The 25,198-nt window shown below is 63.8% G+C and carries 25 protein-coding genes and 1 pseudogene; 16 read left to right on the forward strand and 10 right to left on the reverse strand.

Going from position 1 to position 25,198, the window contains the following annotated elements:
* Entirely contained in the window at positions 1-540 is a 540-nt protein-coding gene (locus AB6802_RS06190) for a sugar O-acetyltransferase (protein ID WP_371009329.1), read from the reverse strand.
* A 140-nt stretch (positions 541-680) separates the two neighbouring features.
* On the opposite strand from AB6802_RS06190, the gene AB6802_RS06195 reads away from it, so the two are divergent.
* From AB6802_RS06195 to AB6802_RS06210, 4 genes are all read left to right on the forward strand, one after another.
* Positions 681-1,136: a DUF4126 domain-containing protein gene (locus AB6802_RS06195; protein WP_371009131.1), complete on the forward strand. Its 456-nt coding sequence runs from the start codon at positions 681-683 to the stop codon at positions 1,134-1,136.
* Positions 1,133-2,509: an FAD-containing oxidoreductase gene (locus AB6802_RS06200; protein WP_371009132.1), complete on the forward strand. Its 1,377-nt coding sequence runs from the start codon at positions 1,133-1,135 to the stop codon at positions 2,507-2,509. Before AB6802_RS06195 ends, AB6802_RS06200 begins: the two co-directional genes overlap by 4 nt.
* 167 nt (positions 2,510-2,676) lie before the next feature.
* Positions 2,677-3,849, forward strand: a complete 1,173-nt coding sequence (locus tag AB6802_RS06205) for an MFS transporter (RefSeq protein ID WP_371009133.1) — start codon at positions 2,677-2,679, stop codon at positions 3,847-3,849.
* Positions 3,850-3,939: 90 nt separating this feature from the next.
* Positions 3,940-4,995: a succinylglutamate desuccinylase/aspartoacylase family protein gene (locus AB6802_RS06210; RefSeq protein WP_371009134.1), complete on the forward strand. Its 1,056-nt coding sequence runs from the start codon at positions 3,940-3,942 to the stop codon at positions 4,993-4,995.
* 7 nt (positions 4,996-5,002) lie between these two features.
* On the opposite strand, the gene AB6802_RS06215 is transcribed toward AB6802_RS06210, so the two are convergent.
* A complete protein-coding gene (locus AB6802_RS06215) occupies positions 5,003-5,773 on the reverse strand; it encodes an isocitrate lyase/phosphoenolpyruvate mutase family protein (protein ID WP_371009135.1) in 771 nt (256 codons plus the stop codon).
* 312 nt (positions 5,774-6,085) lie between these two features.
* Between AB6802_RS06215 and AB6802_RS06220 the strand changes: the two genes are divergently transcribed.
* Positions 6,086-8,275, forward strand: coding sequence for an anthranilate synthase (locus AB6802_RS06220; RefSeq protein ID WP_371009136.1), 2,190 nt, complete (start codon positions 6,086-6,088; stop codon positions 8,273-8,275).
* Between the two features lie 5 nt (positions 8,276-8,280).
* On the forward strand, positions 8,281-9,228 hold the full coding sequence (locus AB6802_RS06225) for a cation diffusion facilitator family transporter (RefSeq protein WP_371009137.1): 948 nt from the start codon (positions 8,281-8,283) through the stop codon (positions 9,226-9,228).
* Between the two features lie 5 nt (positions 9,229-9,233).
* Here the strand turns inward: AB6802_RS06225 and AB6802_RS06230 are convergent, their stop codons facing one another.
* The 3 genes from AB6802_RS06230 to AB6802_RS06240 all read right to left on the reverse strand — a co-directional run bounded on the left by AB6802_RS06230 (position 9,234) and on the right by AB6802_RS06240 (position 11,012).
* On the reverse strand, positions 9,234-9,620 hold the full coding sequence (locus AB6802_RS06230) for a type II toxin-antitoxin system VapC family toxin (RefSeq protein WP_371009138.1): 387 nt from the start codon (positions 9,618-9,620) through the stop codon (positions 9,234-9,236).
* Positions 9,617-9,862 carry an antitoxin gene (locus AB6802_RS06235; RefSeq protein WP_371009139.1) on the reverse strand — a complete coding sequence of 82 codons (246 nt, stop codon included), beginning with the start codon at positions 9,860-9,862 and terminating at the stop codon, positions 9,617-9,619. Before AB6802_RS06235 ends, AB6802_RS06230 begins: the two co-directional genes overlap by 4 nt.
* A 64-nt stretch (positions 9,863-9,926) precedes the next feature.
* Positions 9,927-11,012, reverse strand: coding sequence for a hypothetical protein (locus tag AB6802_RS06240; protein WP_371009140.1), 1,086 nt, complete (start codon positions 11,010-11,012; stop codon positions 9,927-9,929).
* 98 nt (positions 11,013-11,110) lie between these two features.
* Between AB6802_RS06240 and AB6802_RS06245 the strand changes: the two genes are divergently transcribed.
* From AB6802_RS06245 to AB6802_RS06260, 4 genes and pseudogenes are all read left to right on the forward strand, one after another.
* Complete coding sequence (locus tag AB6802_RS06245) at positions 11,111-11,545, forward strand: hypothetical protein (RefSeq protein ID WP_371009141.1); 435 nt, start codon at positions 11,111-11,113, stop codon at positions 11,543-11,545.
* Between the two features lie 68 nt (positions 11,546-11,613).
* Positions 11,614-12,387, forward strand: coding sequence for an SDR family NAD(P)-dependent oxidoreductase (locus AB6802_RS06250; protein WP_371009142.1), 774 nt, complete (start codon positions 11,614-11,616; stop codon positions 12,385-12,387).
* A gap of 52 nt (positions 12,388-12,439) precedes the next feature.
* Positions 12,440-12,751 (forward strand): putative quinol monooxygenase, encoded by a 312-nt coding sequence (locus AB6802_RS06255; RefSeq protein ID WP_371009143.1) that lies wholly within the window; start codon positions 12,440-12,442, stop codon positions 12,749-12,751.
* Positions 12,752-12,777: 26 nt separating this feature from the next.
* Positions 12,778-12,870: pseudogene (locus AB6802_RS06260) on the forward strand (hypothetical protein); the annotation flags it as partial.
* Between the two features lie 79 nt (positions 12,871-12,949).
* Here AB6802_RS06260 and AB6802_RS06265 read toward each other — a convergent pair.
* Positions 12,950-13,840 carry a LysR family transcriptional regulator gene (locus AB6802_RS06265; RefSeq protein ID WP_371009144.1) on the reverse strand — a complete coding sequence of 297 codons (891 nt, stop codon included), beginning with the start codon at positions 13,838-13,840 and terminating at the stop codon, positions 12,950-12,952.
* Positions 13,841-13,989: 149 nt separating this feature from the next.
* On the opposite strand from AB6802_RS06265, the gene AB6802_RS06270 reads away from it, so the two are divergent.
* Complete coding sequence (locus AB6802_RS06270; protein WP_371009145.1) at positions 13,990-15,522, forward strand: MFS transporter; 1,533 nt, start codon at positions 13,990-13,992, stop codon at positions 15,520-15,522.
* 109 nt (positions 15,523-15,631) lie between these two features.
* On the opposite strand, the gene AB6802_RS06275 is transcribed toward AB6802_RS06270, so the two are convergent.
* Genes AB6802_RS06275 through AB6802_RS06285 form a run of 3 tightly spaced genes read right to left on the reverse strand, consistent with a single transcriptional unit; the run spans position 15,632 to position 17,811 of the window.
* Entirely contained in the window at positions 15,632-15,865 is a 234-nt protein-coding gene (locus AB6802_RS06275) for a nuclear transport factor 2 family protein (protein WP_371009146.1), read from the reverse strand.
* A complete protein-coding gene (locus AB6802_RS06280) occupies positions 15,865-16,641 on the reverse strand; it encodes an esterase family protein (protein WP_371009147.1) in 777 nt (258 codons plus the stop codon). The genes AB6802_RS06275 and AB6802_RS06280 overlap by 1 nt, the downstream gene beginning before the upstream one ends.
* A 3-nt stretch (positions 16,642-16,644) precedes the next feature.
* A complete protein-coding gene (locus AB6802_RS06285; RefSeq protein WP_371009148.1) occupies positions 16,645-17,811 on the reverse strand; it encodes an acetyl-CoA carboxylase biotin carboxylase subunit family protein in 1,167 nt (388 codons plus the stop codon).
* Between the two features lie 413 nt (positions 17,812-18,224).
* On the opposite strand from AB6802_RS06285, the gene leuA reads away from it, so the two are divergent.
* The 4 genes from leuA (at position 18,225) to AB6802_RS06305 (ending at position 23,682) form a co-directional block, all read left to right on the forward strand.
* Complete coding sequence (gene leuA, locus AB6802_RS06290; RefSeq protein ID WP_371009149.1) at positions 18,225-19,964, forward strand: 2-isopropylmalate synthase; 1,740 nt, start codon at positions 18,225-18,227, stop codon at positions 19,962-19,964.
* 204 nt (positions 19,965-20,168) lie between these two features.
* The gene (locus tag AB6802_RS06295; protein ID WP_371009150.1) at positions 20,169-21,947 is read left to right on the forward strand and encodes a tetratricopeptide repeat protein; all 1,779 of its coding nucleotides are present in this window, start codon (positions 20,169-20,171) and stop codon (positions 21,945-21,947) included.
* A gap of 242 nt (positions 21,948-22,189) precedes the next feature.
* Positions 22,190-22,993, forward strand: a complete 804-nt coding sequence (locus AB6802_RS06300) for an alpha/beta fold hydrolase (RefSeq protein WP_371009151.1) — start codon at positions 22,190-22,192, stop codon at positions 22,991-22,993.
* Positions 22,994-23,064: 71 nt separating this feature from the next.
* Positions 23,065-23,682 carry a hypothetical protein gene (locus AB6802_RS06305; protein ID WP_371009152.1) on the forward strand — a complete coding sequence of 206 codons (618 nt, stop codon included), beginning with the start codon at positions 23,065-23,067 and terminating at the stop codon, positions 23,680-23,682.
* Here AB6802_RS06305 and AB6802_RS06310 read toward each other — a convergent pair.
* On the reverse strand, positions 23,672-24,607 hold the full coding sequence (locus tag AB6802_RS06310; RefSeq protein ID WP_371009153.1) for a metallophosphoesterase: 936 nt from the start codon (positions 24,605-24,607) through the stop codon (positions 23,672-23,674). The two genes, AB6802_RS06305 and AB6802_RS06310, sit on opposite strands and share 11 nt — an antisense overlap.
* Before the next feature lie 68 nt (positions 24,608-24,675).
* Here AB6802_RS06310 and AB6802_RS06315 point away from each other — a divergent pair, with 68 nt between their 5' ends.
* Entirely contained in the window at positions 24,676-25,179 is a 504-nt protein-coding gene (locus tag AB6802_RS06315; RefSeq protein ID WP_371009154.1) for an NUDIX domain-containing protein, read from the forward strand.
* The last annotated feature ends 19 nt before the right edge of the window (positions 25,180-25,198 follow it).

Here is a 25,198-nt window from a genome sequence, read left to right on the forward strand (position 1 = left end):
TCAGCGGCGGGTGACCACTTGGGCTGGGTTGCCGACCACCGTGATGTTGGCCGGCACGTCGCGCGTCACCACCGCGCCGGCGCCGACGATGGCGCCATCGCCGATGCTGACGCCGGCAAGGATCACCGCGCTGCCGCCGATCCAGGCATTGTCGCCGATCGTCACCGGCCTGGCGACCTCCAATCCGGCCAGGCGCCCAGCGGCTTCGCGATGATGCTCGGCGCAGTAGATCTGGACATTGGGGCCGAGCAGCGTTGCGCTACCGATGCGCACCGGCGCGGTATCGAGGATGGTGCATCCGGCATTGAGGAACGCGCGCGCGCCGAGAAACAAGTTGAAGCCATAGGCGCAATGGAACGGCGCCTCGATGCGCGCGCCCTCGCCCGCGCCGCCAAGCAGCGCCTGCAAGGCCGGGGCGATGTTGCCGCGTTGCCGGGGCGGCATGCTGTTGTGCTCGAACACGGCATCGCGGGCGGCAACGCGCAGCGCCTCCAACTCGTCGTCAATGCAGGTGTACCACTCGCCGGCCGCCATCTTCATGCGTTCGCTTGCCACGGGCGCCTCCGATTCCGTCTGCTGCCAAAGCATAACCTATCCTCCAGCGAAAGCCTGTGGCCAAACGCCTGGCCTATGCTAGCCTGCCCTTCGGACCGTTAGAGGTTACAAACTGAGGGGTTGTCATGCTTTATAGTCTTGCCTTGTTGATTGGCATCATTGCCGGTCTGCGCGCCATGACTGCGCCGGCCGCGGTCGCCTGGGGCGCTTATCTCGGCTGGCTGCCGGTAGCCGGCACCTGGGCAAGCTTCATGGGCCACTGGGTCGCCGTCGGCATCTTCACCATCCTGGCGATCGTCGAGTTGGTCACCGACCAGTTGCCGTCGACGCCGAGCCGGAAAGTGCCGATGCAGTTCGGCGCTCGCATCATTGCCGGCGCCTTCTCCGGCGCGGTGATTGGCGCGACCGCCGGCGTCACGATGGTTGGCCTTGGCGCCATCGGCGCGGTCATCGGCACGCTCGGCGGCGCCGAAGTCCGTTCCCGGCTGGCCGCCGCCTTCGGCAAGGATCCGCCTGCAGCCTTCATCGAGGATGCCGTGGCAATCATCGGCGGCCTGCTCATCGTCGCGGCGGTCGCATGAGCGCAAAAACTTTCGACGCCATTGTCATCGGCGCCGGCCAGGCTGGTCCGCCGCTTATCGGCCGGCTCGAGGCCGCCGGTATGAAGGTCGCGCTGATCGAACGCAAGTTCATTGGCGGCACCTGCGTCAACACCGGCTGCATGCCGACCAAGACGATGGTGGCCAGCGCCTATGCCGCTCATCTCGCTCGCCGCGCCGCCGATTACGGCGTGACGTTCAGTGGTCCGGTCGGCGTCGACTACGCGCGCATCAAGGCACGCAAGGACAAGGTGACGAACGATGCCCGCGGCAATCTCGAAAAATGGATCGCCGGCATGAAGGGCTGCACGCTCTATCGCGGCCATGCCCGCTTCGTCACCGCCGACACCGTGCGCGTTGGCGACGAGCTTCTGACCGCGCCGAAGATTTTCCTCAACACCGGCGGCCGCGCCTCGGTGCCCAACCTGCCCGGCGTCAACGACGTCCCTTACCTGACCAATTCCTCGATGATGGACCTCGACGTGCTGCCCGACCATCTGATCGTGGTCGGCGGCAGCTACATTTCGCTCGAATTCGCGCAGATGTTCCGCCGCTTCGGCTCGCAGGTGACGGTAATCGAAAAGGCGTCGCGGCTGACCGGCCGCGAGGACGAGGAAACCTCGGCCGTCATCCTCTCCATCCTCGAAAACGAAGGCATCGCCGTCCATCTCGACGCCGACGACATTGCCTTCGCCCAACAGGGCGACGACATTGCCGTCACCTTCTCGGCCGGCAAACCGCCGGTGGTCGGCTCGCATGTGCTTCTGGCGCTGGGGCGTACGCCCAACACCGACGATCTCGGCCTCGACAAGGCCGGCGTCGCGGTCGACCAGCGCGGCTTCGTCGTCGTCGATGACCAGCTGCGCACCAGCGTGCCCGGCATCTGGGCGATGGGCGACTGCAACGGCAAGGGCGCCTTCACCCACACCTCCTACAATGATTACGAGATCGTCGCAGCCAATCTGCTCGACAACGATCCGCGCAAGGTGAGCGACCGCATCGAAGCCTATGCGCTCTACATCGATCCGCCGCTCGGCCGCTGCGGCATGACCGAGGCGGCGGTGAGGAAATCCGGCCGCCGCGCGCTGGTCGGCCAGCGGCCGATGACCCGCGTTGGCCGTGCCGTGGAAAAAGGCGAGACGCAAGGCTTCATGAAGATCCTGGTCGATGCCGATACCAGGGAAATTCTCGGCTGCGCCGTGCTTGGGCCTGGCGGCGACGAAGCCGTGCATTGCGTGCTCGACCTGATGTACGCCAAGGCCCCGGTCGACACGCTGGCGCGGGCGATGCATATCCATCCGAATGTTTCGGAGCTCCTGCCGACCATTGCCCAGGAGCTGAAACCACTGGTCTGAGGCAATTCCAGAAAAAGCCACGCAGCGTTTTTCCGTTCGCCATTGCATATTCCGAGCCGGAAGGCCGCTCCCATCCTTCTGCATTGCTGCGTTGCAATAATGATGCTTGCGCACCGGACATATCTAAAGTCAGTCTCGGATTTGAACCGATTCAGTCCGGACGTCCCATGCCGTTGCCGATCCTAGCGCTTGCCATTGCGTCCTTCTGCATCGGCACCACCGAATTCGTCATCATGGGCCTGCTGCCGGAAGTGGCGGCGGACCTTCGCGTTTCCATCCCGTCGGCCGGCCTGCTCGTGACGGGTTATGCGCTTGGCGTCGTCTTCGGCGCGCCGATCGTCGCCATGGCCACGGCCCGCCTGCCGCGCAAGCCGGTGCTCGTCGGCCTCGCCACTCTGTTCGTCGTCGGCAATCTCTTTTGCGCCATCGCGCCGAACTACTGGCTCTTGATGGCCGCCCGCGTCTTCACCGCTTTCGGCCATGGCGCCTTTTTCGGCATCGGCTCGGTGGTTGCCGCCAGCCTGGTGCCGCGCAACAAGCGGGCCAGCGCCATCGCGTTGATGTTCGCCGGCCTGACGCTGTCCAACATCCTTGGCGTTCCCGCCGGCACCGCGCTTGGCGAAGCCTTCGGCTGGCGCGCCACTTTCTTCGCCGTCGTCGGCATCGGCCTGATCTCGGTGGCGGCCATCGCCTGGCTGGTGCCGTCCGATGTCGCTGAGCCCAGCGGCGGCGGCCTGGTCAGCGAATTGCGCGTGCTCGGCAAGCTGCAGGTCTGGCTGGCGATGTTGATCGCTTCGCTCGCCTCCGCCAGTCTGTTTGCCGTCTTCACCTACATCAAGCCGTATCTCACCGATGTCTCCGGCCTGACGACCGCGACCGTCACCTGGGTGCTGCTCCTGTTCGGCGCCGGCATGACCATCGGCAACATCATCGGCGGTCGGCTCGCCGACTGGAAGCTGATGCCGACCGTGATCGGCACGCTGCTGGCTATGGCCCTTTTGTTCGTCGTCTTCACCAAATTCGGCGCCATGCCGGCGGTTGCCATCGCCATCGTCTTCCTGTGGGGCCTGCTGATCTTCATCGTCGTCCCGCCCCTGCAGATCCGCGTCGTCGAGGCCGCTGCCGAAGGTTCGAACCTTGCCGCGACGCTGAACCAGGGTGCCTTCAACGTCGGCAATGCCGGCGGCGCCTGGATCGGCGGCCTGGCCATCTCCTGGGGCGTCTCCTACGCCAACCTGCCGCTGGTCGGCGCCGTGCTCGCCCTCATGGCTGTCGCTGTCGCCGTGCTGTCACAGGCGCTCGACCGCCGCGCAGTCCTGCAGGCACAGCCGGCCGAATAGCTTCCTGCCCCACGGCGTGATCCGGCTGGACCACTCGACAGCCTGATCGCAACGATGCATGTGTGAAGCCTCTTCACGCGGAGGTGCCCCATGCAAAAGACGATCGAACGCATCGCCGGCGACAGCGAAGGCGTCACTTACGAATACCCGGTCTTCCGCTTCGATGGCACTGACAAGACCGCGCCCTCAGCCTATCTGCAGGCCGCGCTTCACGCCGGCGAATTGCCAGGCGTCGTCGCCATCGACGCGCTGATGCCGATGCTAGCCAAAGCCGAGGCAGAGAAGCGCATCAAGGGGCCGATCACGATCGTGCCCTGGGCTAATCCGATCGGCCGCGCCCAGTATCATTTCGGCGAGCATCAAGGCCGCTTCAACCTCGGCACGCGCACCAACTTCAACCGCTCCTTTCCCCTGCTTGCCGCGCCTGACGCCAGGCTCTTGCCGGACGCGACCTTCGGCGGCGCCGACCGCCGGCTGAAGAACCGGCTCATCCAGCTTTCGCTGGGCACCGACATCGTTCTCGATCTGCATTGCGACGACGAGGGCCTGGCCTATCTCTACATCCACACCAGCCTGTGGCCGCATATGGCCGACTGCGCGGCCGCCATGGGCGCCGATGCCGTGGTGCTGTGGAGCGAGGACACCAGCGGCACCTTCGAGGGCGCCTCGATCATGCCCTATCAGAACGTGCCCGCAAGCGTCGCGCGCTTCGACCGGCGCGCCGTGACCACCGTCGAATATCGCGGCATACTCGACGTCGACGGCGCTTTTGCCGCGTCCGATGGCGCGGGTCTCTATCGCCTGCTGGTGACGCGCCGGGTCGTTCAGGATCCAACCGTCGCGAAATTCGACCGGTTCTCCGGTCCTGTCGTGCCGCTGGAAAACATCGAGATGATGCCCTCGCCCCGGGCCGGCGCGATCCTCTACGACGTCAAGCCCGGCGACCGCGTCGCCAAGGGCGACAGGCTGGCGACCATCGTGCATGCGCCGGGCGAGGTTGGCGGCCGCACGGAAGTGTTCGCGCCGCAATCGGGCTTCATCCTCACCCGCCGTTCGCGCCGCATCATCCGCACCGGCGAGGATTTGCTGAAGCTCGCCGGTCACAAGAGAAGCGACGACGCAAGGTCGGGCACGCTGGAGGACTGAGGTCGCCCTAATCCGAAATCGCCTGCCGCGCTTTCCCTTCCAGCCACTCCGCCATCTGCCGGTAGGGCACCGGACCGTGGCTGATGCGGGCGACGCCGAGTTCGGCCAGCCGCTGGCGCGGCGGAACATGCGCCAGCGCGATGATGTTGACCGGCAGCGCTGTTGCCTTGCACAGCGCCTCGATCAGCCCCTCGTCGCCGAGGCCGGCCGCGAAGAAGCCGTTCGCGCCAGCCTTTTCATAGGCTTTCGCCCGCTCGATCGCCTGGTCGAGGTGGCCCCTATCATGCGTATCCGGCTTGGCCTTGAGGAAAATGTCGGTGCGGGCGTTGAGGTAGGCGGGAATGCCGGAAGCCTTGACCGCCGCGGCTGCCGCCTCTACCCGCTTCACCTGGGTGGCGATGTCATAGAGGCCGGTGCCGCCGACGACCTGGTCCTCGAAATTGAAGCCGATGGCGCCGGCCTGCAAGGCGCGCGTCACCGTTTGCGCCACGACCTCCGGCTCGGCGCCATAACCGCCTTCGAGGTCCATGGTCACCGGCAGGTCGACCGCCGCCACGATGCGCCTGATGTTGTCCAGCGCCAGTTCCAGCGGGATCTTCTCGCCATCGGCGTAACCGAAGGCCGCGGCGACCGGCCAGCTTCCGGTGGCGATCGCCTTGGCGCCTGCTTTCTCGACGATCTTGGCCGAGCCCGGATCCCAGGCGTTGTAAAGGACGACCGGGTTTCCCTTGACGTGAAGGGCATGGAAGGTCCGCGCGCGCTCGATCTGCTCGGTCATTGAGTGTCTCCCATCTTCCTGCTGTTGAACGGCGACAGTAGGCGCGACCGCCGGCCCTGGCGATGTGCCATGGGATATCGAAGCGGCGGCCACCGAACGTGCCGTTCAAATCTGTTGCGCATCCGGTTTTTCGCCGCTATGGATTTTCGCCATGGACATGCGTTCGAACAAGACCATTTGGTGGTGGGCTCGCTGACAGCGGCCTGTTCGAACGCGCGTGCGTGAAAAAGAGGGTGGCCGCAACGGAATGTCCGGGCGGCCATTTGTTTTTTCAAGCCATTCCCGGGTCCGTTGCCCAAAATGGAGACGGCAATGACGACTACAGTTCTGGACAACGGGGCCGAGCGCTTCGTCACAGCGGGCGGTGTGGCGATCACCCGCGAGCGCCATGACCGTCCCTATGAAGGCGCGATCGACGCTTACATCGATGGGCTGAATTCGCGCCGCGGCGCCGTGTTTTCCTCGAACTACGAATATCCTGGACGCTACACACGCTGGGACACTGCCATCATCGATCCGCCTTTGGTCATCTCCGCGCGTGGCCGCGCCATGCGCATCGAGGCGCTGAACAAGCGTGGCGAAGCGCTGCTGCCGGTGATCGGCAGGACGCTCGCCGGCTTGAGTGACGTGACGGTCGCCGAGACCTCCAGGACGCTCATCCGTCTTGATGTCGCCAAGCCCGGCCGCGTCTTCACCGAGGAAGAGCGCAGCCGCGTTCCGTCGGTTTTCACGGTCCTGCGCGCCATCACCGCGCTGTTCAAGACGGCGGAAGACGCCAATCTCGGCCTTTACGGCGCTTTCGGCTACGACCTCGCCTTCCAGTTCGATCCCGTCGATCACAAGCTGGAGCGCAAGGCGAGCCAGCGCGACCTGGTGCTGTTCCTGCCCGACGAGATCCTCGTCGTCGACCATTACTCGACCAAGGCCTGGACCGACCGCTATGATTATTCGGGCGACGGTTTTTCCACGGAAGGCCTGCCGCGCGATGCCCATATCGAGCCGTTCAAGACCGCCGACCGCATCCCGCCGCGCGGCGACCACGAGCCGGGTGAGTATGCCAACCTGGTGCGCCGGGCGATGGAGAGCTTCAAGCGCGGCGACCTGTTCGAGGTCGTGCCCGGACAGATGTTTTACGAGCGCTGCGAGACCCAGCCTTCCGACATTTCCCGCAAGCTGAAGTCGATCAACCCTTCGCCCTATTCCTTCTTCATCAATCTCGGCGACAACGAATATCTGATCGGCGCCTCGCCGGAGATGTTCGTGCGCGTCAACGGCCGCCGCGTCGAGACCTGCCCGATTTCGGGCACCATCAAGCGCGGCGACGACGCCATTTCCGACAGCGAGCAGATCCTGAAGCTGCTCAACTCGAAGAAGGATGAGTCCGAGCTCACCATGTGCTCGGACGTCGACCGCAACGACAAGTCGCGCGTCTGCGAACCGGGCTCGGTGCGCGTCATCGGCCGCCGCCAGATCGAGATGTATTCGCGTCTGATCCATACCGTCGATCACATCGAGGGGCGGTTGCGCGAAGGCATGGACGCCTTCGACGCGTTTCTGTCGCACGCCTGGGCGGTCACCGTCACCGGCGCGCCGAAGCTCTGGGCCATGCGCTTCATCGAGCAGAACGAGAAGAGCCCGCGCGCCTGGTACGGCGGCGCGATCGGCATGGTCAATTTCAACGGTGACATGAATACCGGCCTCACCCTTCGCACCATTCGCATCAAGGACGGCATCGCCGAAGTGCGCGCCGGCGCCACGCTGCTGTTCGACAGTATTCCCGAGGAAGAAGAAGCCGAAACCGAATTGAAGGCATCCGCCATGCTCTCCGCCATCCGCGACGCCAAGACCGGCAACGCCACCGGAACCGAGCGCACCACCGCGCGCGTCGGCGACGGCGTGAACATCCTGCTCGTCGACCACGAAGACTCCTTCGTCCACACGCTGGCCAATTACTTCCGCCAGACCGGTGCCAACGTCTCGACCGTGCGCTCGCCGGTGCCGGAAGAGGTCTTCGAGCGGCTGAAGCCCGACCTCGTCGTTCTCTCGCCCGGCCCCGGCACGCCCAAGGATTTCGACTGCGCCGCCACCATCAAGAAGGCCAGAGCGCGCGATCTGCCGATCTTCGGCGTCTGCCTCGGCCTGCAGGCGCTGGCCGAAGCCTATGGCGGCGAGCTCCGGCAGTTGCACATCCCGATGCACGGCAAGCCGTCGCGCATCCGAGTCTCCAAGCCCGGCATCATCTTCTCGGGCCTGCCGAAGGAAGTGACCGTCGGCCGCTACCACTCGATCTTTGCCGATCCGGTGCGCCTGCCCGATGGCTTCATTGTCACCGCCGAGACAGAAGACGGTGTCATCATGGCCTTCGAGCACCGTAAAGAGCCGATCGCCGCCGTGCAGTTCCATCCTGAATCGATCATGACGCTCGGTCATAATGCCGGCATGCGCATCATCGAGAACATCGTGGCGCACCTGCCGCGCAAGGCCAAGGAAAAGGCGGCCTGAGCTTGATGGCCGAAGCCGACAACACAGTGGCGATCGCAGCCAAGGCGGCTGCGAAGCGCAAGGTCGCCAGCCTTGCCTTCTGGTCGATCGTGGTCGCCTTTGTCGTGCTCGCGCTGAAGGCCGCCGCCTGGTATGTCACCGGCTCCGTCGCGCTCTATTCCGACGCGCTGGAATCGATCGTCAACGTCATTGCCTCGGTCGCCGCCTTCTGGGCGATCCAGGTCAGCCACAAGCCGGCCGACCAGGATCACCCGTTCGGCCACCACAAGGCCGAGTATTTCTCAGCCGTGCTCGAAGGCGTGTTGATCGTGCTCGCCGCGCTTTTGATCCTCAACGAGGTCTGGCGCTCCTGGCAGACGCCGGCGCCGCTCGAGCAGCCCTGGGAAGGCCTTGCGGTCAACGGCGTCGCCACCGTGATCAATGCCTTCTGGGCCTGGACGCTGATCCGTGCCGGCAGAGCCGAGAAGTCGCCGGCGCTGGTTGCCGACGGCAACCATATCATGACCGACGTCGTCACCTCGGTCGGCGTGTTTGGCGGCCTGGTCGGGGCAATCCTGACCGGCTGGCAGATTCTCGACCCGGCTCTGGCGGTAATCGTTGCGCTCAACATCCTGTGGCAGGGCTGGCATGTCATCGGCTCGTCGATGAACGGACTGATGGACCGCGCCGTCGATCAGCAGGAGCACATGCACATCCGAGATGTCATCTCGGCCAACTGCAAGGGCGCTCTGGAAGTGCATGATTTGAAGACTCGCATCGCCGGCCGCGCCACCTTCATCGAATTCCACCTGGTCGTCGACGCGGACATGTCGGTCGGCGCCAGCCACGTCATCTGCGACCGCATCGAGGATGCGCTAAAGGCCGAAATCCCCTCGGTACGCGTCACCATCCACGTCGAGCCCGACGACGAGGCGAAACTGCCGAAAGGCACGACGGCGGTGCCTTTCGCGTAAGGCCATTACCACGTTTCGACGACGAGACCCTTGATGCGCTCAAATTCCCGCATATTGCGGGTTATCAGCGTGAGATTTCGAGCGCGTGCCTGCCCGCCGATCAATGCATCGTAGGGACCAATGGGGGTTCCCAATGTCGCAAGCCCTGCGCGTATTTCCCCGGCATGTCTCGCGTCGTCCCGGTCGAATTCAAGTACAGCGAATTGCAGAGCTTCAATCCGTGCCAAGTTTTGAGCCCTTCGTTGGCTCTTTTCAGCCCCGTAATACAGCTCATGTACAACGATAGCCGATAGAGCAAAGTCCTTCGGCGCATGCCGTTTGAGCAGCCCCAAAAGACCTTCATCGCCCGCTATGATCGCTATGACGGCATTGGTGTCGAGCAGGTAGATCACTTGAAGAGATCATCCAAGGCAGGTCGATCCTGGCCATTCTGACCTTCAAGCGCCGCCTCGATGAAATCATCGTCAACTGGTCCGATCACTTGGTCGAGCCATGCCCAATCCTGCGCAAGGGGCTCCAAGATGACGGTTTGCCCATGTCGACGGATCGAAACTTCGTCCGTTTCAAAACGAAATTCCTTGGGCAGGCGCACAGCCTGCGACCGGCCGGACCAAAACACCTTTGCTTTGTCCATATGCTATCCTCAGATGAGATATGGCAAAGATATATGCCATCTTCGCGCCTGGAACAAGAGCAGCTTACGGCGCGCAGGCCGACTGCGGCATCGGCTCCAGCCGATAGACCTTGTCGTCCGACTTGGTCTTGCCATTCGCCGCCTTCGAGCAGAGATCGACCACCGCCACCGCATTGTTAGGGTTGGCCAGCATCACCGTACCGTTGGCGCCACGCTTCAGGTAAATCTCCTTCTGCGAGATATCGCAGGAAAAATTACTCATCTTCGCGCTTGCCGAGCAGCGCCACTGATCGGCCTCGCCCTGGCAGGAATAGGTCTGCGTGACTTTGGCGCCCTTCTGCCTGGTCGTGACCGAAACGGCAATGTCGGCGCCGTCTGGCCAATTCGCCTTGTCACCGTCGGCGGCGAAGGACGCCAGTTCGATCGGGCCGCGGAAGACGCGGATCGACCGTGTGGTCTGGTTTGGATGCGACTTCAGATGCGCGTCATCGTAGTCGCGGCCGTAGCAGAAGGGCTGGTCGGGCTTCAGCCGCGCACGCAGCGGGTCGCCGAGCGACGGGTCGATCGGATCGATGCGCGCGAACTCCGCCTTGCAGGTCTCGGCCGGCATTGGATCGAGCTTGAAATTGTCGTCCTCGCTACCCAGCTGCTGCCTGGCGTATTCCGCCTTGCTCATCGATTCCGACGCATCAGGATCGAGAAAAACGTCCGGCGACAGGCCGGAGAGCAGAAGCTTGCCCTTGTCGTCGACCTTCAGAGAGGCAAGCGAGCGGTCGCAATCCATGCCGCAGCCTATGCCGCTCGAAGGGTCGCTCGGATCGCTCTTGTGGCACCAGCTGCTCGCCCATTCCGGCTTCTTGGCGCCGCGCACCGTGGTGGTGAGGAAGCCGTTATAGGAGTTGTCCTGGTTGGCGGTGGGGTCTTCGTTCGGCCGGCTGACCGGGTCATGGCCGTAGAAGAAGAAAATGCGCGCCACCTTCTGATGCGGATGCGCTTTGAGATGGGCGGCATCGTAGACGCGGCCGAAGCAGACATCCGCGCCGGTTGGGCTCAATTCGGGGAGATTGGGCGGCTGTTCGGCACGCGCCGCGCCGGCAAGTGCAAAAAGGGCGGCGCCAAACAGCGCACTCGTCATGGTCCTCGATGTCATGCGATCCTCCTCCCACCGACAGGACGACGATTATGCTAGTCTAGGAGCACGCCTTGGGCCACGCAAAATTGCGTGGCCGGCGAGCAAGGGAGGATGCAATGCTGCGCCGTGACATTTTTCGCGCCGGTCTGGCGGGGGCGGCCGGCCTTTTCGGTCTCAGCCGTGCCAATGCGGCCGTAAGCAGCGAGAAGCCCAAGGTCGTCTATCACCTCAGCGATGCCGACAAGGTCAATTTCGTCCTCGGCAACATCAAGAACCACTATGAGGGTACCGGCGGCAATGTCGATATCGCGCTGGTCGTGCATGGACCCGCGCTTGCCGCCTTCAAAGCCAAGGCTGCGTCCGGCGCAACGTCGAGCCGGTTCGCCGGCCTCGTCCAGCAAGGGCTCGCACCGCAAGCCTGCGGCAACACCATGCACAGCATGGAGATCGCGTTGACCGACCTTTTGTCCGGCTTTGCGGTTGCCGAGAAAGGCGGCGTCGTGAAACTCGCCGAGCTGCAGCACCAGGGCTATGTCTATCTTAGGCCTTAAGCCACGGCGGGCTTGAACGCCGGGCCTGCAATGGCTTACGAAAGACGACAGTGCGGAGGCCAGCCCATATGACGACGCTTGTCATTCCAGACCTTGCCGGCAAGGCGGTGCTGGTTACCGGCGCCTCGACCGGCATCGGCGCGGCTCTGGCATTGGCCTATGCCAAGCAGAAATGCCGTGTCGCGCTGCATTACAATTCCAGTCGCGAAGCCGCGGAAAACCTCGCCAAAAGCATCCGCGACGACGGCGGCGACGTGTTCCTGACAAAGGGCGACTTTTCGATAGCCGCCGATGTCGAGCGCGTCGTCGAAGAGAGCGCTGAGCATTTCGGCCGGCTCGACGGTCTGGTCAACAATGCCGGCGGCATGCTCGGCCGCGTCGCCTATGCCGACCAGACCGAAGCGCATTACGACGCCGTGATGGACCTTAACGCCCGCTCGGTACTGACGGCCTCGCGCAGGGCGATCCCATGGCTGAAGCGCCAGGGCGGCTTCATCATCAACACCTCCTCGATCGCCGCCCGCAACGGCGCCGGCGGTGGCGCTGGCCTCTACGGCTCGTCCAAGGCCTTCATCTCCAACGTGACGCGCGGCCTGGCCAAGGAACTGATCGGCTTCGGCATCCGCGTCAACGCGGTGGCGCCAGGCACCATCCTGACACCCTTCCATGAGCGCTATTCGTCCACGGAGCAGGTCAAGGCGATGGTCGCGACCATTCCGCAAGGCCGTGCCGGAACGCCGCAGGATTGCGTCGGCGCCTATCTGTTCCTGTCATCCGACGTTTTGAGCGGCTACATCATCGGCCAGGTCATCGAGGTCAATGGCGGCCAGTTGATGCCGTGAGCCGCCGACTGCATACTGGGCGCCGCGTGCAACCTGATGGGAGAGCAAGGGAATGTACGGACTGATCGGCAAGATGCGGGCGGCGCGCGGGCAGCGCGATGCGGTCATGGACGTATTGCGCGAAAGCACCGGCGCGCTGCCCGGTTGCCTGAGCTACATCATCGCCACCGACCCGGTCGATGCCGACGCGATCTGGGTGACCGAGGTGTGGACCGACCAGGTCAGCCACAAGGCCTCGTTGCAATTGCCGGAGGTCCAGGCCGCGATCGCCAAGGCGCGCCCCTTCATCGCCGGCTTCGAATTCCAGGTCGAAACCCATCCGGTCAGCGGTTTTGGCCTGCCTGCGTCCGAAAAGGCCGGCTGACGCTGGGAAGCGCCTCTGTCGTCTGTTTGGAGCACTTTGATGCGGACCGTAAGCATCCAGCATGCCAAGGCGATCTATCGCGTCTTGTAGACCAAGCCGCCAACGGTGAGCCGTTTGTCATCACCAAGCCAGGTAGACCGTTGGTCAAGGTCGTGCCTATCGACCAACCTGCCGCTCCACAAATGCGACGGATAGCAGCTATGCAGCGCTCCCTGCGAGCCGCTCCGGAAGGAAGTCGACGAAGACGCGGACCTTGGGCGAGAGATGGCGATTGGATGGCCATAGCATCCGGAACTGGCCGCGGCCGTCGACATGGTCGTCAAGCACGCTGCGCAGCTTTCCCTCGTTGAGCGCGTCGCGCACCAGGAAATCGGGCATGCAAGCGATGCCGAGGCCGGCAATCGTGGCGCCCTTCAACGCCTCCATATTGTTGCAGGTCAGCATCGAGCGTATCTGCGGTTCGGCGCTTCCGGTGATGAATGGCCAGTGGAGCAGCCTGCCGCTGTTGAGGAAGCGGAAGTGTATGCCGAAATGCCGCCCCAGATCCGCCGGCGTGTCGGGCGTGCCGTGGCGATCGAGATAGGAAGGCGCCGCGCACAGCAGCATCCGAAAGGGCGCAACGGGCCTCGACACCAATCGCGAATCGGGCAGCTCGCCGCTCCGGATCGCCACATCGATACCCTCTTCGATGACGTCGACGATGCGGTCGTTGAAATCGAGGTCGAGCTCTATCTCCGGATAGCGCGCCATGAATTCCGACAGCACCGGCAAAAGCAGATGATAGGTGACGATGGGCGCCGTGACACGCAACCGCCCGCGCGGCGTCTCACGCGTGCGCGACAGCATCGCCTCGGCATCGTCGATGTCGTCGAGGATGCGCTTTACGCGCTCGTTGAACAGTCGCCCCTCCTCGGTGAGGCTGATGCGCCGCGTGCTGCGCTGCAGGAGCCGCACGCCCAGTTCCTGCTCCAGCCGGGCCACGCTCTTGCCGACCGCGGAAGCGGAGATCCCGATCGCCCGGCCGGCCGTGACAAAACTGCCGTGTTCGGCGGTGCGGGCGAAAGCCAGAAGGCCGTTGAGACGATCCATGGCGCGAACCTATTCGAGCATTCTTGTCCGGTATGAACGGAGATCTAATACCATTTTGCCGGAACTGTCGCCAACCTATGTTGCCGCTGTAACCACCCATGCCCGACCAACCGGCACGTCGGCACGCTGCCGCAGATAGGTAAGAATCCATGATTTCGAATGTCGAAAACCGCTCGGCTGGCAGATGGCTCGTGCTGCTCTCGGTATGCCTCGCCGCCATGACGATGCCTTTGACCTTCACCGGCCCGGCGGTCGCACTGTCGCGGATCGCGGCCGATCTCGGCGGCAGCCCCATCGCGCTCAACTGGGTGACGAACGCCTTCATGCTGACTTTCGGCGCCAGCCTGATGGCCGCCGGCGCGCTTGCCGACAGCCAGGGTCGCAAGCGGATCTTCCTGATTGGTCTCGCCATCTATGTCCTTGCCTCGCTGGGTTCGATGCTGGCGCCCGATATCGTCTGGTTCGATATGCTGAGAGCCGCGCAAGGCATCGGCGGCGCGGCTGCCTTTGCCGGCGGCGCATCGGCGATGGCCCAGGAGTTTGACGGGCCGCTGCGGTTGCGCGCCTTCTCTTTCCTCGGCACCAGTTTCGGCATCGGCCTCGCCTTCGGTCCGATCGCGTCGGGCCTGCTCATCGACACCTATGGCTGGCGGGCGATCTTTGTCCTGGTCGCCATCCTCGCCGTGGCCGCCGCCCTGCTTGGCCTGCGCTTCCTGCGCGAGACGCGCGATCCGGACGCGAGAGGCGTCGACTGGACCGGCGCCATTACCTTCACGGCCGCGCTGGCCTTGCTGACCTGCGGCGTGCTGCAGGCCCCGCAAAGCGGCTGGACCGATCCACTCATCATCGCGCTGCTTGCCGCTGCCGTCATCAGCTTTGCCGGCTTCGTCCTCGTCGAACGAAATGTCGCCCGGCCGATGCTGGACCTCAGCCTGTTTCGTTACCTTCGCTTCGTCGGCGTTCAGTTTCTGGCGGCTGCACCTGCCTATGCTTTCGTCGTCTTGCTCGTGCTGCTGCCAATCCGCTTCATCGGCATCGAAGGCATGAGCGAGGTCAAAGCCGGGCAATTGATGATTTGTCTTTCCGGTCCACTGCTGGTCCTGCCTTTGCTGGCCGGCCAGATGGCGCGCTGGATCGCGCCGGCCGCGATCTGCGGCATCGGCCTCTTGGTCGCTGCCGCGGGTCTTGTCTGGCTGAGCCGGGTTCCGCCGGCAGACGCCGCCCTGGTGGCGCCGCTGATCTTGATCGGCGTCGGCATCGCCTTGCCATGGGGCCTGATGGACGGGCTCGCCGTCGGCGTCGTGCCGAAGGAACGCGCCGGCATGGCGGTCGGCATCTTCAACACCACCCGCGTCGCTTGCGAAGGCGTAGCGGTGGCGATCGTTACGGCAACACTGTCAGGCATGACCGCGGCCCGCCTCGCTGCAGAAGGCGCGGCTTCCACCGCGAACGTGGCGGCCGCGCAATTGCTGGTGACCGGCAATGTCGGCAAGGCGTCGCAAACACTGCCGGCGGCCGGCGCGGCCGATCTCGTGCGCGCCTACGAAACCGCCTTCGATGGATTGCTGATCATCCTGGCGGCGATCACGCTCGTCACCGCAACGATCGTCTTTCTCAGCCTGCGCGGCGGGTCGACCACACCGCAGGAAATGGCTCACCTGCCGGCCTGCCAGGAAGGATAACTCCGTTCATCAGCTTATGTGGAAAGAGGTCAGCTGATGACCAGCCTCGCGATCCGATCGCCATCGAGCGTGAAGGCCATGTCGCCTTCACCGTTGAAGCCGTTTCCCGTCACCGCGACACGGGCATGATAGATACTGTCGCGTTCTGCGACGTGTACGATGCGCAGATGGATTGCACGCCGATATTGTCCGACTGATTCCAGCGGGAGATCCCATCACAGCCTCGGAAATCGCGGCCCCAGTCGCTCAGGAACGCGTCGTCGGTGAATGTGTCGAGAAAGGCTTGCGTGTCGCCGGCATTGGTGGTCTCGACGAAGCGGCGGATCGGATCGGGCGTGGTCATCAGTCCAGTCGCTTCATCAGGTCTTCGTCCAGCCATCGGCCGAAGAAATAGACAAGCTGCTTGTGCCACCACGGCCAGTCATGGCTGACATCGCCGCCCCAATAGTCGATCCAGGCCGGGATCGACTTGTCGCGCAGGATCTGTTCCAGCTCGCGCGTTTCGACCAGCATGCGCTCTTCCCAGGCGCCTTGCCCGCAGCAGAAGATCAGCCGCAGCGCTCTGAGCCGCCCGAGCAACTTCTGGTCGACGATGCCCGGCAAATAGTCGAGCGGCGAGTTGTAAAAGATGCTGCCCTCCAGCGTCCGGCCGAAAAAGTCGCGGGTCGCGTAGACGCCGGACAGCGAAATCACGCCGCATGCCAGCTCGGGGAAGCGGAAGACGAAGTTCGACGAATGATAGCCGCCCATCGAGCAGCCGCTGAACAGTGGCTTCAAGGTGCGGCCGCCATTGGACTTGGCGGCGATCGTCTGCAGTTCCGGCAGCGCTTCTTCGCGCACATAGCGGAAATAGGCCTCGTGCCGGGCGATGCGATGCGTGGCATCGGCATGCTTGTTGAAGAAGGATTCCGAATCGATGCCGTCGAGCGTGAACAGCTGGATGCGGCCGGTGTCGATGAATTCGGCGAGTGCCGCGACCCCGCCGGAATCCTCGAACTGGTAGAAGCGCCCCTGCGAGGTCGGGAACACGACAACGGGCCGCCCGGCATGACCGTAGCGCTTGTATTCCATGTCGCGGCCGAGATTGCGGGTATGAGCCTTGTGATAGGAGACGTCCATCGCTCAGGCCTTTTCCGCGTGGATGTAATCGACCGCCTGGCGCAGCGCCTTCGGATCCCTCGAACGCATCTGGTAGGCGTAGTTGCCCATGGCGCGGCTGAAAACCTCTTCGATGGCCTGGTGATGGACGATCTTGTCGCCGTGCGCGGCTAGCACGTCCGCATGGCTGTTCAAATAGTCGATGTGGCGCTTGCGGCTGGCATAGGCGGTAAAATACTTGCCCTTGTAAGGGCCGCCGGCGGCATCCTTGACCACCATGTCGGCCCAGGCCGCGTAGACATCGATGTCGAACGTGTAGTTGATCGCGTCGGTCATCCAGGCGCCGGGCGGGCGCATGTTGACCTCGAGCGCGATGACGCGATCGTCCTTGGTTTCGAACAGCTCGATGTGGAAGAAGCGCTCGCGCACGTCGAACGCTTTCAGGATTTTTCGCCCCGCCTCCTCAACCGCCGGGCTGATTTCGGGAAAGCAGGTGTAGCTCATATGGCGGTCGTTGTTGACCGCATCCATGATGCTTTGATCGTAGCGATGGCTGGCCGCCAGCACCACCTCGCCATCGCGATTGACCAATCCGTCGAAGGTCACCACCAGCCCCTCGATGAACTGCTCCATGACAAAGGTCACGCCCTCCGGCTTGTCGCGGAAGAACTGGTCGAGCTCCCTGCCGTTGGAGATCTTGAAGGTGTTGGAGGCGCCGGAGCCAGTATCCGGCTTCACCACCACCGGATAGCCGACGCGGCGGATGAACGTCATGGCCCCAGTGCGATCGGAGCATTTGCGCTGCGGAATGGTCTCGACGCCGCTCTTGCGGAAGAAGGCGCGCATGCGGCTTTTGCGCTTCAAATTCTTCACGAAATCGAGCTTGGTGCCAAAAATGTTGAAGTCGGTGCGGATGTTGGCCTCGAGCTCCAGCCAGTGCTCGTTGAGCGACTCGAAGCGGTCGACGCGGCCCCATTTGTGGATGAAATACCCCATCGCCCGGAACACCAGGTCGTAATTCTCCATGTCGGCGATCCGGTAATATTCGGAAAGCGCCGCTTTGAGCTTGCCGTTCAGGCTCTCATAGGGCGCGTCGCCGATGCCGAGCACAGTGGCGCCGGCCTTTTTCAGCCGGTCGCAGAATTCGGCGCCGTTGGCCGGAAAATGCGGCGAGAAGAACACGAAATTCATGGATGACCCCTCCCCGGCTGCTGCCGTCTACGGTCAAGTCTGGCGCATTTGCCGCGCCTGGGAAAGAGCTTCCGCCTTAGGAAAGTATGCGGCGGACCGCGCTCCGTGATGCGCCGCGCTTGCCTCCGCCGGGCCGCTCCTGTAAGAGAGCCACCATGACAATGCGTGTCCGCTCCATCGCTTCCGCTCGCATCGGCTTTGCCGGCGAGACCGCGCGCGCGCTCGCTTCGACCCTGCTTCTTCTCGGCCTTATCGGCGATCGCCGGGTTCGCTGAAGGAGCGCCCGGCGGTCGAACCGCCGCGCAAGCGCATGCTCCTTGGCAGTCACATCAAGCGAACGAAAATCTGGTAAAGGCGCCACTCGCCACCAATCCGTCTGAAGGCGGATCCGAGGGCCGCCGGGAGAAACGACGATGAACGCAAGAGAAGAAATTCGCGCAAGCGATGCCGAAACCGGCAAGCACGCGGCCGGCCACATGCCGGACGCAGCCCGTAAGTACCAGCCCTACCCGACCGTCGGCCTGACCGATCGCACCTGGCCGTCGAAAGTCATCGACAAGGCGCCGATCTGGTGTTCGGTCGATCTGCGCGACGGCAACCAGGCGCTGATCGACCCTATGGGGCACGAGCGCAAGGCGCGCATGTTCGGCCTGCTGCTCGACATGGGCTTCAAGGAGATCGAGATCGGTTTTCCCTCTGCTTCGCAGACCGACTTCGACTTTGCCCGCTGGTGTATAGAGCAAGGCGGCGTGCCTCGCGATGTGTCGCTGCAGGTGCTGGTGCAATGCCGGCCGGAGCTGATCACGCGCACCTTCGAAGCGCTCAAGGGCGCGTATCGCCCGATCGTGCATTTCTACAATTCGACCAGCGAATTGCAGCGCCGCGTCGTCTTCGAAAAAGATGTCGCCGGCATCAAGCGCATCGCCACCGACGCCGCCAAGATGATCACCGACATGGCGGCCAAGGCAGGCGGTGGCTTCCGTTTCGAATACTCGCCTGAGAGTTTCACCGGCACCGAGCTCGAAGTCGCGTTGGAGATTTGCAACGCCGTCACCGAGATCGTGAAGCCGACGGCCGACAACAAGCTGATCCTCAACCTGCCGTCGACGGTCGAGATGTCGACGCCCAACGTCTATGCCGACCGCATCGAGTGGATGTGCCGCAACCTCGATAATCGCGAGAACGTCATCGTATCGCTGCATCCGCACAATGACCGCGGCACTGGCATCGCCACCACCGAGCTCGGCCTGATGGCCGGCGCCGACCGTGTCGAAGGCACACTGTTCGGCAATGGCGAGCGCACCGGCAATGTCGACATCGTCACGCTGGCGCTGAACATGTACACGCAAGGCGTCGATCCGGAACTGGACTGCTCCGACATCACCCGGATGAAGGACGTCTACGAATACTCCAACCAGCTGAAGATACCGGAGCGCCATCCTTACGTCGGCGAACTGGTCTACACGGCTTTTTCCGGCTCGCACCAGGATGCCATCAACAAGGGCATGAAGGCGCTGAAGAAGGCCAACACGCCGCTGTGGGAAGTGCCCTACCTGCCGATCGACCCGGCCGATGTCGGCCGCAGCTACGAGGCGATCATCCGCATCAACTCGCAGTCGGGCAAAGGCGGCATCGCCTATGTGCTGCAGGCCGACTATGGCCTCAACCTGCCGCGCAATCTCCAGATCGAGTTCAGCCAGGCGATCCAGGCGATCACCGACGCCGAAGGCAAGGAGGTTCCGGCCAAGCGCATCCACGACCGCTTTCTCGAGACCTACATCGACCAGCCGGGCGCGCGCCTGAAATTCCTCGACCACCACACCTATCCCGATACCGAGGTCAAGGGCCGGCGCGTGGTCGAGGCGGTCATCCTCGACAACGGCAAGGAAATGACCATCACCGGTTCCGGCACCGGCCCGATCGACGGCTTCGTCGATGCGCTCTCGCGCCATGTCGGCGTCGAGATGTCGGTGCTCGATTATTCCGAGCACTCCATGCAGCGCGGCTCGAATGCCTCGGCCATTTCCTATGTCGAAATGGAACATCCCGATGGCAAGCTGTTCGGCGCCGGCATCAACACCAACATCGTCGCCGCCTCGCTGGAAGCGGTGACTTCGGCGGCCAACCGCATCGTCGCACGCAAGGCCGGCTGACCCGATAAACCATTTGCAGCATGGCGCACTTCGGTGCGCCATGCTGCAAATTTCAAATTGAAGACGCGCAAGCCTGCCATTCGTTAACCGGCGGGGGAATTTCCGGTGGCTTACGCGATCACATAACACAAGCATCCTTGTGCGCTGGCGCGGGCGCTATATGATCGCGCCCTAACCTGTGCCGAGTTCGAAAAGGATCGACACTTGGAGCCTGCCCCGCCTGCCGCCCCCGCAGTGCGCGAGACATTGGAGCGACTGCTTGCCAGCGAAACGTTCGGACGCTCCGAACGTGCCCGCAGGCTTTTACGCTATCTGGTCGAACGCGAGCAGGCTGGCGAAGCCGACAGGTTGAAGGGCCTGTCCATCGCCATGGACGTCTTCGGCAAGGACGGCGACTTCGACGCCTCGACCGATGCCGTGGTCCGGGTCCAGGCCGGCCGGCTGCGTGAGCTTCTGGAACAGTATTTCGCCAATGAGGGCATCGCCGAACCGGTGCGCATCGCCATCCCGCGCGGCGGCTATGTCCCTTCCTATGAGCCGAACGCCATCCGGCTGAGCAGCGACGCCAGATCCGCCTCCGGCAAGATCGCGCAGCGTGCGGATGCGACCGCGGAAGCAACGGCGACCGAATATCTCGGCACGCTGGCCGAACCCGCGCCGCTGATGGGGCCGGCGACGCCCGCACCGTCGCTGACGCGGCAGCTGCTATTCTTCTGGGCAGCCATGGCCCTGGTGATCGTGATGCTCGGTGTGCTTATCGCCCGCCAGAGCAATGCCTTTCTCGGTGGCAAAGACGCGACCGCGCCGTTCGAAACGGCGGGCGCGCGAAGCGCTGCCGTTCAGCCGGTGTTCGATTCCCTGCCGTTGATCTATATCGCGCCGAAGGCCAACGGAGCGGAGACGGCGCGCGTCGCCGCGTCGCTTCGCGCCGGTCTTGCCGACTTCGACACGATCGATTTCATCGGGCGCGACGCGGACGCAACGCGCGAGCGGTCCCAAGATCCGATCAGCTTCGTTTTCGATGTCGTTCCTGGACCCGCAGCCGGCGACGTCACGGTCGAACTGCAGAGCGTTGCGACCGGTCGGGTCCTGCTGTCGCGAAATCTTGCTGCCGCCGAAACCACGCCTTCGACGGTCGAAGGCAGTATCGCCGGTCTGCTAACCTCGACAGTTCCTGCTTCCGGCGCGATCTACAGCTATATCGACCAGAGCGGAGTGCAAACGAGCCAGATCGGATGCCTGGTGCTTGATGATCGCTACTATCTCGACATGGGCGCCAAAACGCATGAGGCTGCGTATCGCTGCCTTGAGAAGCTGGCCAACGACGGCACCAAATCATCGCTTATCTATGCGGAACTGGCTTCGCTTCATCTGGAAGCCGTCACCAGCCACTATGCCTACCCGCCTGACGCGACGCTCGAAAAGGCCATGTCGCTCGCCCACCGCGCAATTCAGATGGGCCCGATGAGCCCGCACGCGCACCGCGCCTATGGCTATCTGAACAGCCGCCTGGGCAACACGGACGAGGCAATCCGCTGGATGCGCAAGGCCTACGAGCTCAACCCATACGATCTCGGCATGGCCGCCGCCTATGGCTACGGGCTGATCTTCGCCGGCAGATATGATGAGGGAATGCCGATCCTGGGCCACGCCGTCGAGTCTTTCAGCGGCCACCCGACCTGGTGGGACTATGGCATGTTCGTCGGAGCCTTCATGCAAGGCGATTTGAAGAAGGCCGCGATTGCCAGCGAGTCGCTGCGCACGACGGCGTCCAAGTCGCACTACCTGGCCGCGCGCCTGATCGGCGCCAAGATTTCGGGCCGCGACAAGCTGGCGAGCGAACTTGCCAACGAGCTCGTCGCCGAATTTCCGAAATTCGCCGCCGATCCACGCGCGACATTCGTCGACCGCAAGTACCCCGCCGATCTCACCGACCGGTTGGTGCAAGCGCTGCGCGCCGCTGGCATAGGCAATCCGAGCTGACCAAAATTGCCGTCGATACATCTGACGCTCGCGACAGTGCTTTATTAGAAATTGAGTAAAAACAAATAGTTAAGACCAACTGGCTGGTGCATTTGGAAGCTGGCCGCATTGCTGCGGGTTCCTGGACCATGCAGCAGGGCATCGAACGGTCGCGAAAATTTTACTGGCTATCGATCTGGCCGGGGAGCAATTCAGCCACAATTGGCAATTGCCGCTTGTCTTGGTCCACTGCCCCTTTCTTCATGCTTTCACCTCCTCATGCCGCCGAATGCGGCACCGGTCCGAAAACGATCGTGCTTCTGCATGGCTTCGGTTCCTGCCAGGCCATCTGGCACCACGTGGCGGCATCGCTCACGCCAGCTATGAAGGTGCTGGCCTATGACCTGCCTGGACACGGCCATTCGATGCAATGCGAAGGCATCGGCGGGGCCAAGCCGGCGGCCCGGGCAATCCTCGCGGATCTCGCCGCCCGTGGGTTGGACAGGGTCCACCTTGTCGGCCACTCCATGGGCGGCGCTATCGCGACATTGATGGCGCTTGCCGATCCAGGCAGGATTGCCACGCTGACCCTGCTCGCACCCGGCGGCTTCGGAGCGGAAATCAACGCGGCCTTGCTGCGCCGCTACGCGGCCGCGACCGGCAAGAAAGAGATACGCGCCTGCCTTGCCGCCATGTCAGGCCCGCAAAGCGTGCCGCCTGACCATGCGGTGGACGCGCTCCGCCAGATGCGCGAGCGGCCCGGTCAACAGCAAATCCTTGTCGCCATGGCGGCCGCGATGACCAGGGATGATCGGCAAGGGGTCATCCCCGCGGAACGGCTTGAAACCCTTGATATGCCGGTGATGGTGGTCTGGGGCGCGGAGGATCCCCTCTTGCCGGTCAGCCAGTCCGAAAGCCTGCCGGCGCATTTCCGTCTGCATCATGTGCTGGATGCGGGCCATATGCTGGTCGAGGAGGCGCCCGACCTGGTCGCCGAGATCGTGCGTCGCAACACGCGGCGCCGCGGCAGGCGGCAACGTCCGGTGTTCGGCGCGGCGGCAAGCTGACGGGCCGTACCGGAGTGCATTTTGCCGGCGATTGTGTTAACTCGCTGTTAACCAACAGCGAGGCAGCCGCCATGAAAGACGCAGGCGACAAAATCAGCCAGATAGAGCCGTCGAGAAGGCTCGCCGACGCCGTCCGCGACGTCAAGAACGCCTTCGCCGACCGCGACGACGTGATCGTGGAGATGCGCGATGCGCACCGCATGCGCCTCGAACTCCTGGCCACGGAGCTCGCACCGGTTTTCGCCGACGTGCCCGCGGATATGGACAATTTCGACTTTGCCGTCTCGTCGGGCCTGCAACCGCGACTATGGATCGACGCTGTAAGCCACGTTGCCATGGGGCGCGACCGGCGCACCTACCGGTTCCTCAAGGACACGCGCATCGGTCGCGTCGTGCTCGCCGAATCCAGCGACATGAAACCCGTCGCCGACGCGGTGACCCGCTACGTCGCCGAGCGTGTCGTCGAACGGCAACGGATGATGGAGGGCGGCATAGAGAGCGCGATGCCTGGTGTGCACCGCCCCACGGTTGCGGAGGCCGAGCCGCCTATCCGGGCCGAAACCCGCCGCAACGGCTGGACCACCTTCTTTGCAGGCCTCGGCCTGATCACTGCCGGCGCCCTGGTCGGCTTGGCGGTCTCACTGGCGCTGTTCTGGGACCGCCTCACGCAGATTAAGATCAGCTTCTGACGAGTGGGCGGGGCGACGCTGTATCGGCGCCAAGTTCCATCACTTGCAGATCGGACGGCGGCAGTGCCGGTCCGGTCAGGCCGCGCCGCGTCAGGCGGATCCGCCAGCGGCCTTTCTCGCCATCGATCTCGAACAGATTGTATTGCGCCGCCGGATGCTTGCCGCCGGGCGCCTGGCCGGCGGCGGCAACCCCGACCACCGGCACCTTGGCGCCGCGCGGGCCGATGCTGAACAGCGACGGCAGATGCGAGTGGCCATGCAGCACGAGCTCGGCGCCATGCCAGCGGATGATCTTGTTGAAACGGGCAATGCCGAACAGCCTTTTATGCTGCGTGACCGCGCCGCGCACCGGCGGATGATGGATCATGATGGCGCGAAACAGCCCCTGTTTCGCCGTGGCGTCGAGGGTTCTGGCCAGCCGCTCGGCCTGTCCTTCCATGAAGAAGCCGTTGGCCATGAAGGGCGCCGTGGCGCGCGCCGTGGTGACGCCGATCAGCGCGACGTTGCCGCGCACGCGCAGATAGGGAAAGGAATTGCGGTCGACCGGACCGTTGGCGCCGTCGCCGCTCATCCAGGGCGCCCACGCACGGCAGACCTTATCGAAGGCGCCCGGCACATAGGCGTCGTGATTGCCCGGAACCACCGACACGTCATGTGGCGGTCCGAGCGTTTCCAGCCAGTGCTTGGCCATCTCGATCTCGCCGTCGAGCGCCAGGTTGACGAGGTCGCCGGTGATGGCGAGATGGTCCGGCGCGTTCGCCTTGATATCGGCGACGATCGTGTCGATGACGGCATCATGCATGTGGCGGCGGCGATTGCGCTGCCAGTTGACGTAGCCCAGCACGCGCTTGGACGCGAGGTCGCGATAGGTTACATCGGGCAACGGTCCCAGATGAGCGTCGGAAATATGCGCAAGCCTGAACATGATCCCTTCTTAAGCGACGCGGGCGGGGCTTTCCACTCACCGTTTGCTGTTCGCTTGGTGACGGTCGGATGAGCGGCGCGGCCGATCCGGAAGAGGCCTTCCGCCAGACCGGCTGGCCGGGCCTGCGAGCAAGGCTGTTTCATTTCTATTTCCTGCTGCGCCGGCCGATGACGCTCGGCGTGCGCGGCCTGGTCTATGACCGTTCCACCAATTGCGTCTTCCTCATCCGCCACACCTATGTACCGGGCTGGCAATTGCCGGGCGGCGGTGTCGAGGCCGGCGAGACGCTCGAGGAGGCGCTGGCGCGCGAACTCGTCGAGGAAGGCAACATCGCGCTGAGCGCGCCGCCCGTGCTGAAATCGATGCATTTCAACCGCCGCTCCAGCAACCGCGACCATGTCGGTCTCTACCTGATCGAAGCCTTCAGCCAGAGCGGGCCGAAACTGCCGGACCACGAGATCGCCGAGGCCGGCTTTTTCCCGCTCGACCGTTTGCCCGAAGGCACGACACCGGCGACACGGCGACGACTAGCCGAAATTTTTGAGAGCCGGCCTGCTTCGGCATATTGGTAGGCTTGCTTTCTCCTTTGCA

The sequence above is a fragment of the Mesorhizobium sp. RCC_202 genome (genome assembly GCF_041355295.1).
GTDB lineage: Bacteria > Pseudomonadota > Alphaproteobacteria > Rhizobiales > Rhizobiaceae > Mesorhizobium.

What these genes read in the sequence shown, in the direction of transcription:
- AB6802_RS06235 (WP_371009139.1), bottom strand. Translation starts at nt 9,862, where the DNA reads ATGGACAAAGCAAAGGTGTTTTGGTCCGGCCGGTCGCAGGCTGTGCGC.
- AB6802_RS06205 (WP_371009133.1), top strand. Translation starts at nt 2,677, where the DNA reads ATGCCGTTGCCGATCCTAGCGCTTGCCATTGCGTCCTTCTGCATCGGC.
- AB6802_RS06280 (WP_371009147.1), bottom strand. Translation starts at nt 16,641, where the DNA reads ATGGACGTCTCCTATCACAAGGCTCATACCCGCAATCTCGGCCGCGAC.
- AB6802_RS06270 (WP_371009145.1), top strand. Translation starts at nt 13,990, where the DNA reads ATGATTTCGAATGTCGAAAACCGCTCGGCTGGCAGATGGCTCGTGCTG.
- AB6802_RS06245 (WP_371009141.1), top strand. Translation starts at nt 11,111, where the DNA reads ATGCTGCGCCGTGACATTTTTCGCGCCGGTCTGGCGGGGGCGGCCGGC.
- leuA (WP_371009149.1), top strand. Translation starts at nt 18,225, where the DNA reads ATGAACGCAAGAGAAGAAATTCGCGCAAGCGATGCCGAAACCGGCAAG.
- AB6802_RS06240 (WP_371009140.1), bottom strand. Translation starts at nt 11,012, where the DNA reads ATGACATCGAGGACCATGACGAGTGCGCTGTTTGGCGCCGCCCTTTTT.
- AB6802_RS06305 (WP_371009152.1), top strand. Translation starts at nt 23,065, where the DNA reads ATGAAAGACGCAGGCGACAAAATCAGCCAGATAGAGCCGTCGAGAAGG.
- AB6802_RS06265 (WP_371009144.1), bottom strand. Translation starts at nt 13,840, where the DNA reads ATGGATCGTCTCAACGGCCTTCTGGCTTTCGCCCGCACCGCCGAACAC.
- AB6802_RS06195 (WP_371009131.1), top strand. Translation starts at nt 681, where the DNA reads ATGCTTTATAGTCTTGCCTTGTTGATTGGCATCATTGCCGGTCTGCGC.
- AB6802_RS06285 (WP_371009148.1), bottom strand. Translation starts at nt 17,811, where the DNA reads ATGAATTTCGTGTTCTTCTCGCCGCATTTTCCGGCCAACGGCGCCGAA.
- AB6802_RS06300 (WP_371009151.1), top strand. Translation starts at nt 22,190, where the DNA reads ATGCTTTCACCTCCTCATGCCGCCGAATGCGGCACCGGTCCGAAAACG.
- AB6802_RS06315 (WP_371009154.1), top strand. Translation starts at nt 24,676, where the DNA reads ATGAGCGGCGCGGCCGATCCGGAAGAGGCCTTCCGCCAGACCGGCTGG.
- AB6802_RS06220 (WP_371009136.1), top strand. Translation starts at nt 6,086, where the DNA reads ATGACGACTACAGTTCTGGACAACGGGGCCGAGCGCTTCGTCACAGCG.
- AB6802_RS06275 (WP_371009146.1), bottom strand. Translation starts at nt 15,865, where the DNA reads ATGACCACGCCCGATCCGATCCGCCGCTTCGTCGAGACCACCAATGCC.
- AB6802_RS06200 (WP_371009132.1), top strand. Translation starts at nt 1,133, where the DNA reads ATGAGCGCAAAAACTTTCGACGCCATTGTCATCGGCGCCGGCCAGGCT.
- AB6802_RS06255 (WP_371009143.1), top strand. Translation starts at nt 12,440, where the DNA reads ATGTACGGACTGATCGGCAAGATGCGGGCGGCGCGCGGGCAGCGCGAT.
- AB6802_RS06310 (WP_371009153.1), bottom strand. Translation starts at nt 24,607, where the DNA reads ATGTTCAGGCTTGCGCATATTTCCGACGCTCATCTGGGACCGTTGCCC.
- AB6802_RS06250 (WP_371009142.1), top strand. Translation starts at nt 11,614, where the DNA reads ATGACGACGCTTGTCATTCCAGACCTTGCCGGCAAGGCGGTGCTGGTT.
- AB6802_RS06190 (WP_371009329.1), bottom strand. Translation starts at nt 540, where the DNA reads ATGAAGATGGCGGCCGGCGAGTGGTACACCTGCATTGACGACGAGTTG.
- AB6802_RS06225 (WP_371009137.1), top strand. Translation starts at nt 8,281, where the DNA reads ATGGCCGAAGCCGACAACACAGTGGCGATCGCAGCCAAGGCGGCTGCG.
- AB6802_RS06215 (WP_371009135.1), bottom strand. Translation starts at nt 5,773, where the DNA reads ATGACCGAGCAGATCGAGCGCGCGCGGACCTTCCATGCCCTTCACGTC.
- AB6802_RS06210 (WP_371009134.1), top strand. Translation starts at nt 3,940, where the DNA reads ATGCAAAAGACGATCGAACGCATCGCCGGCGACAGCGAAGGCGTCACT.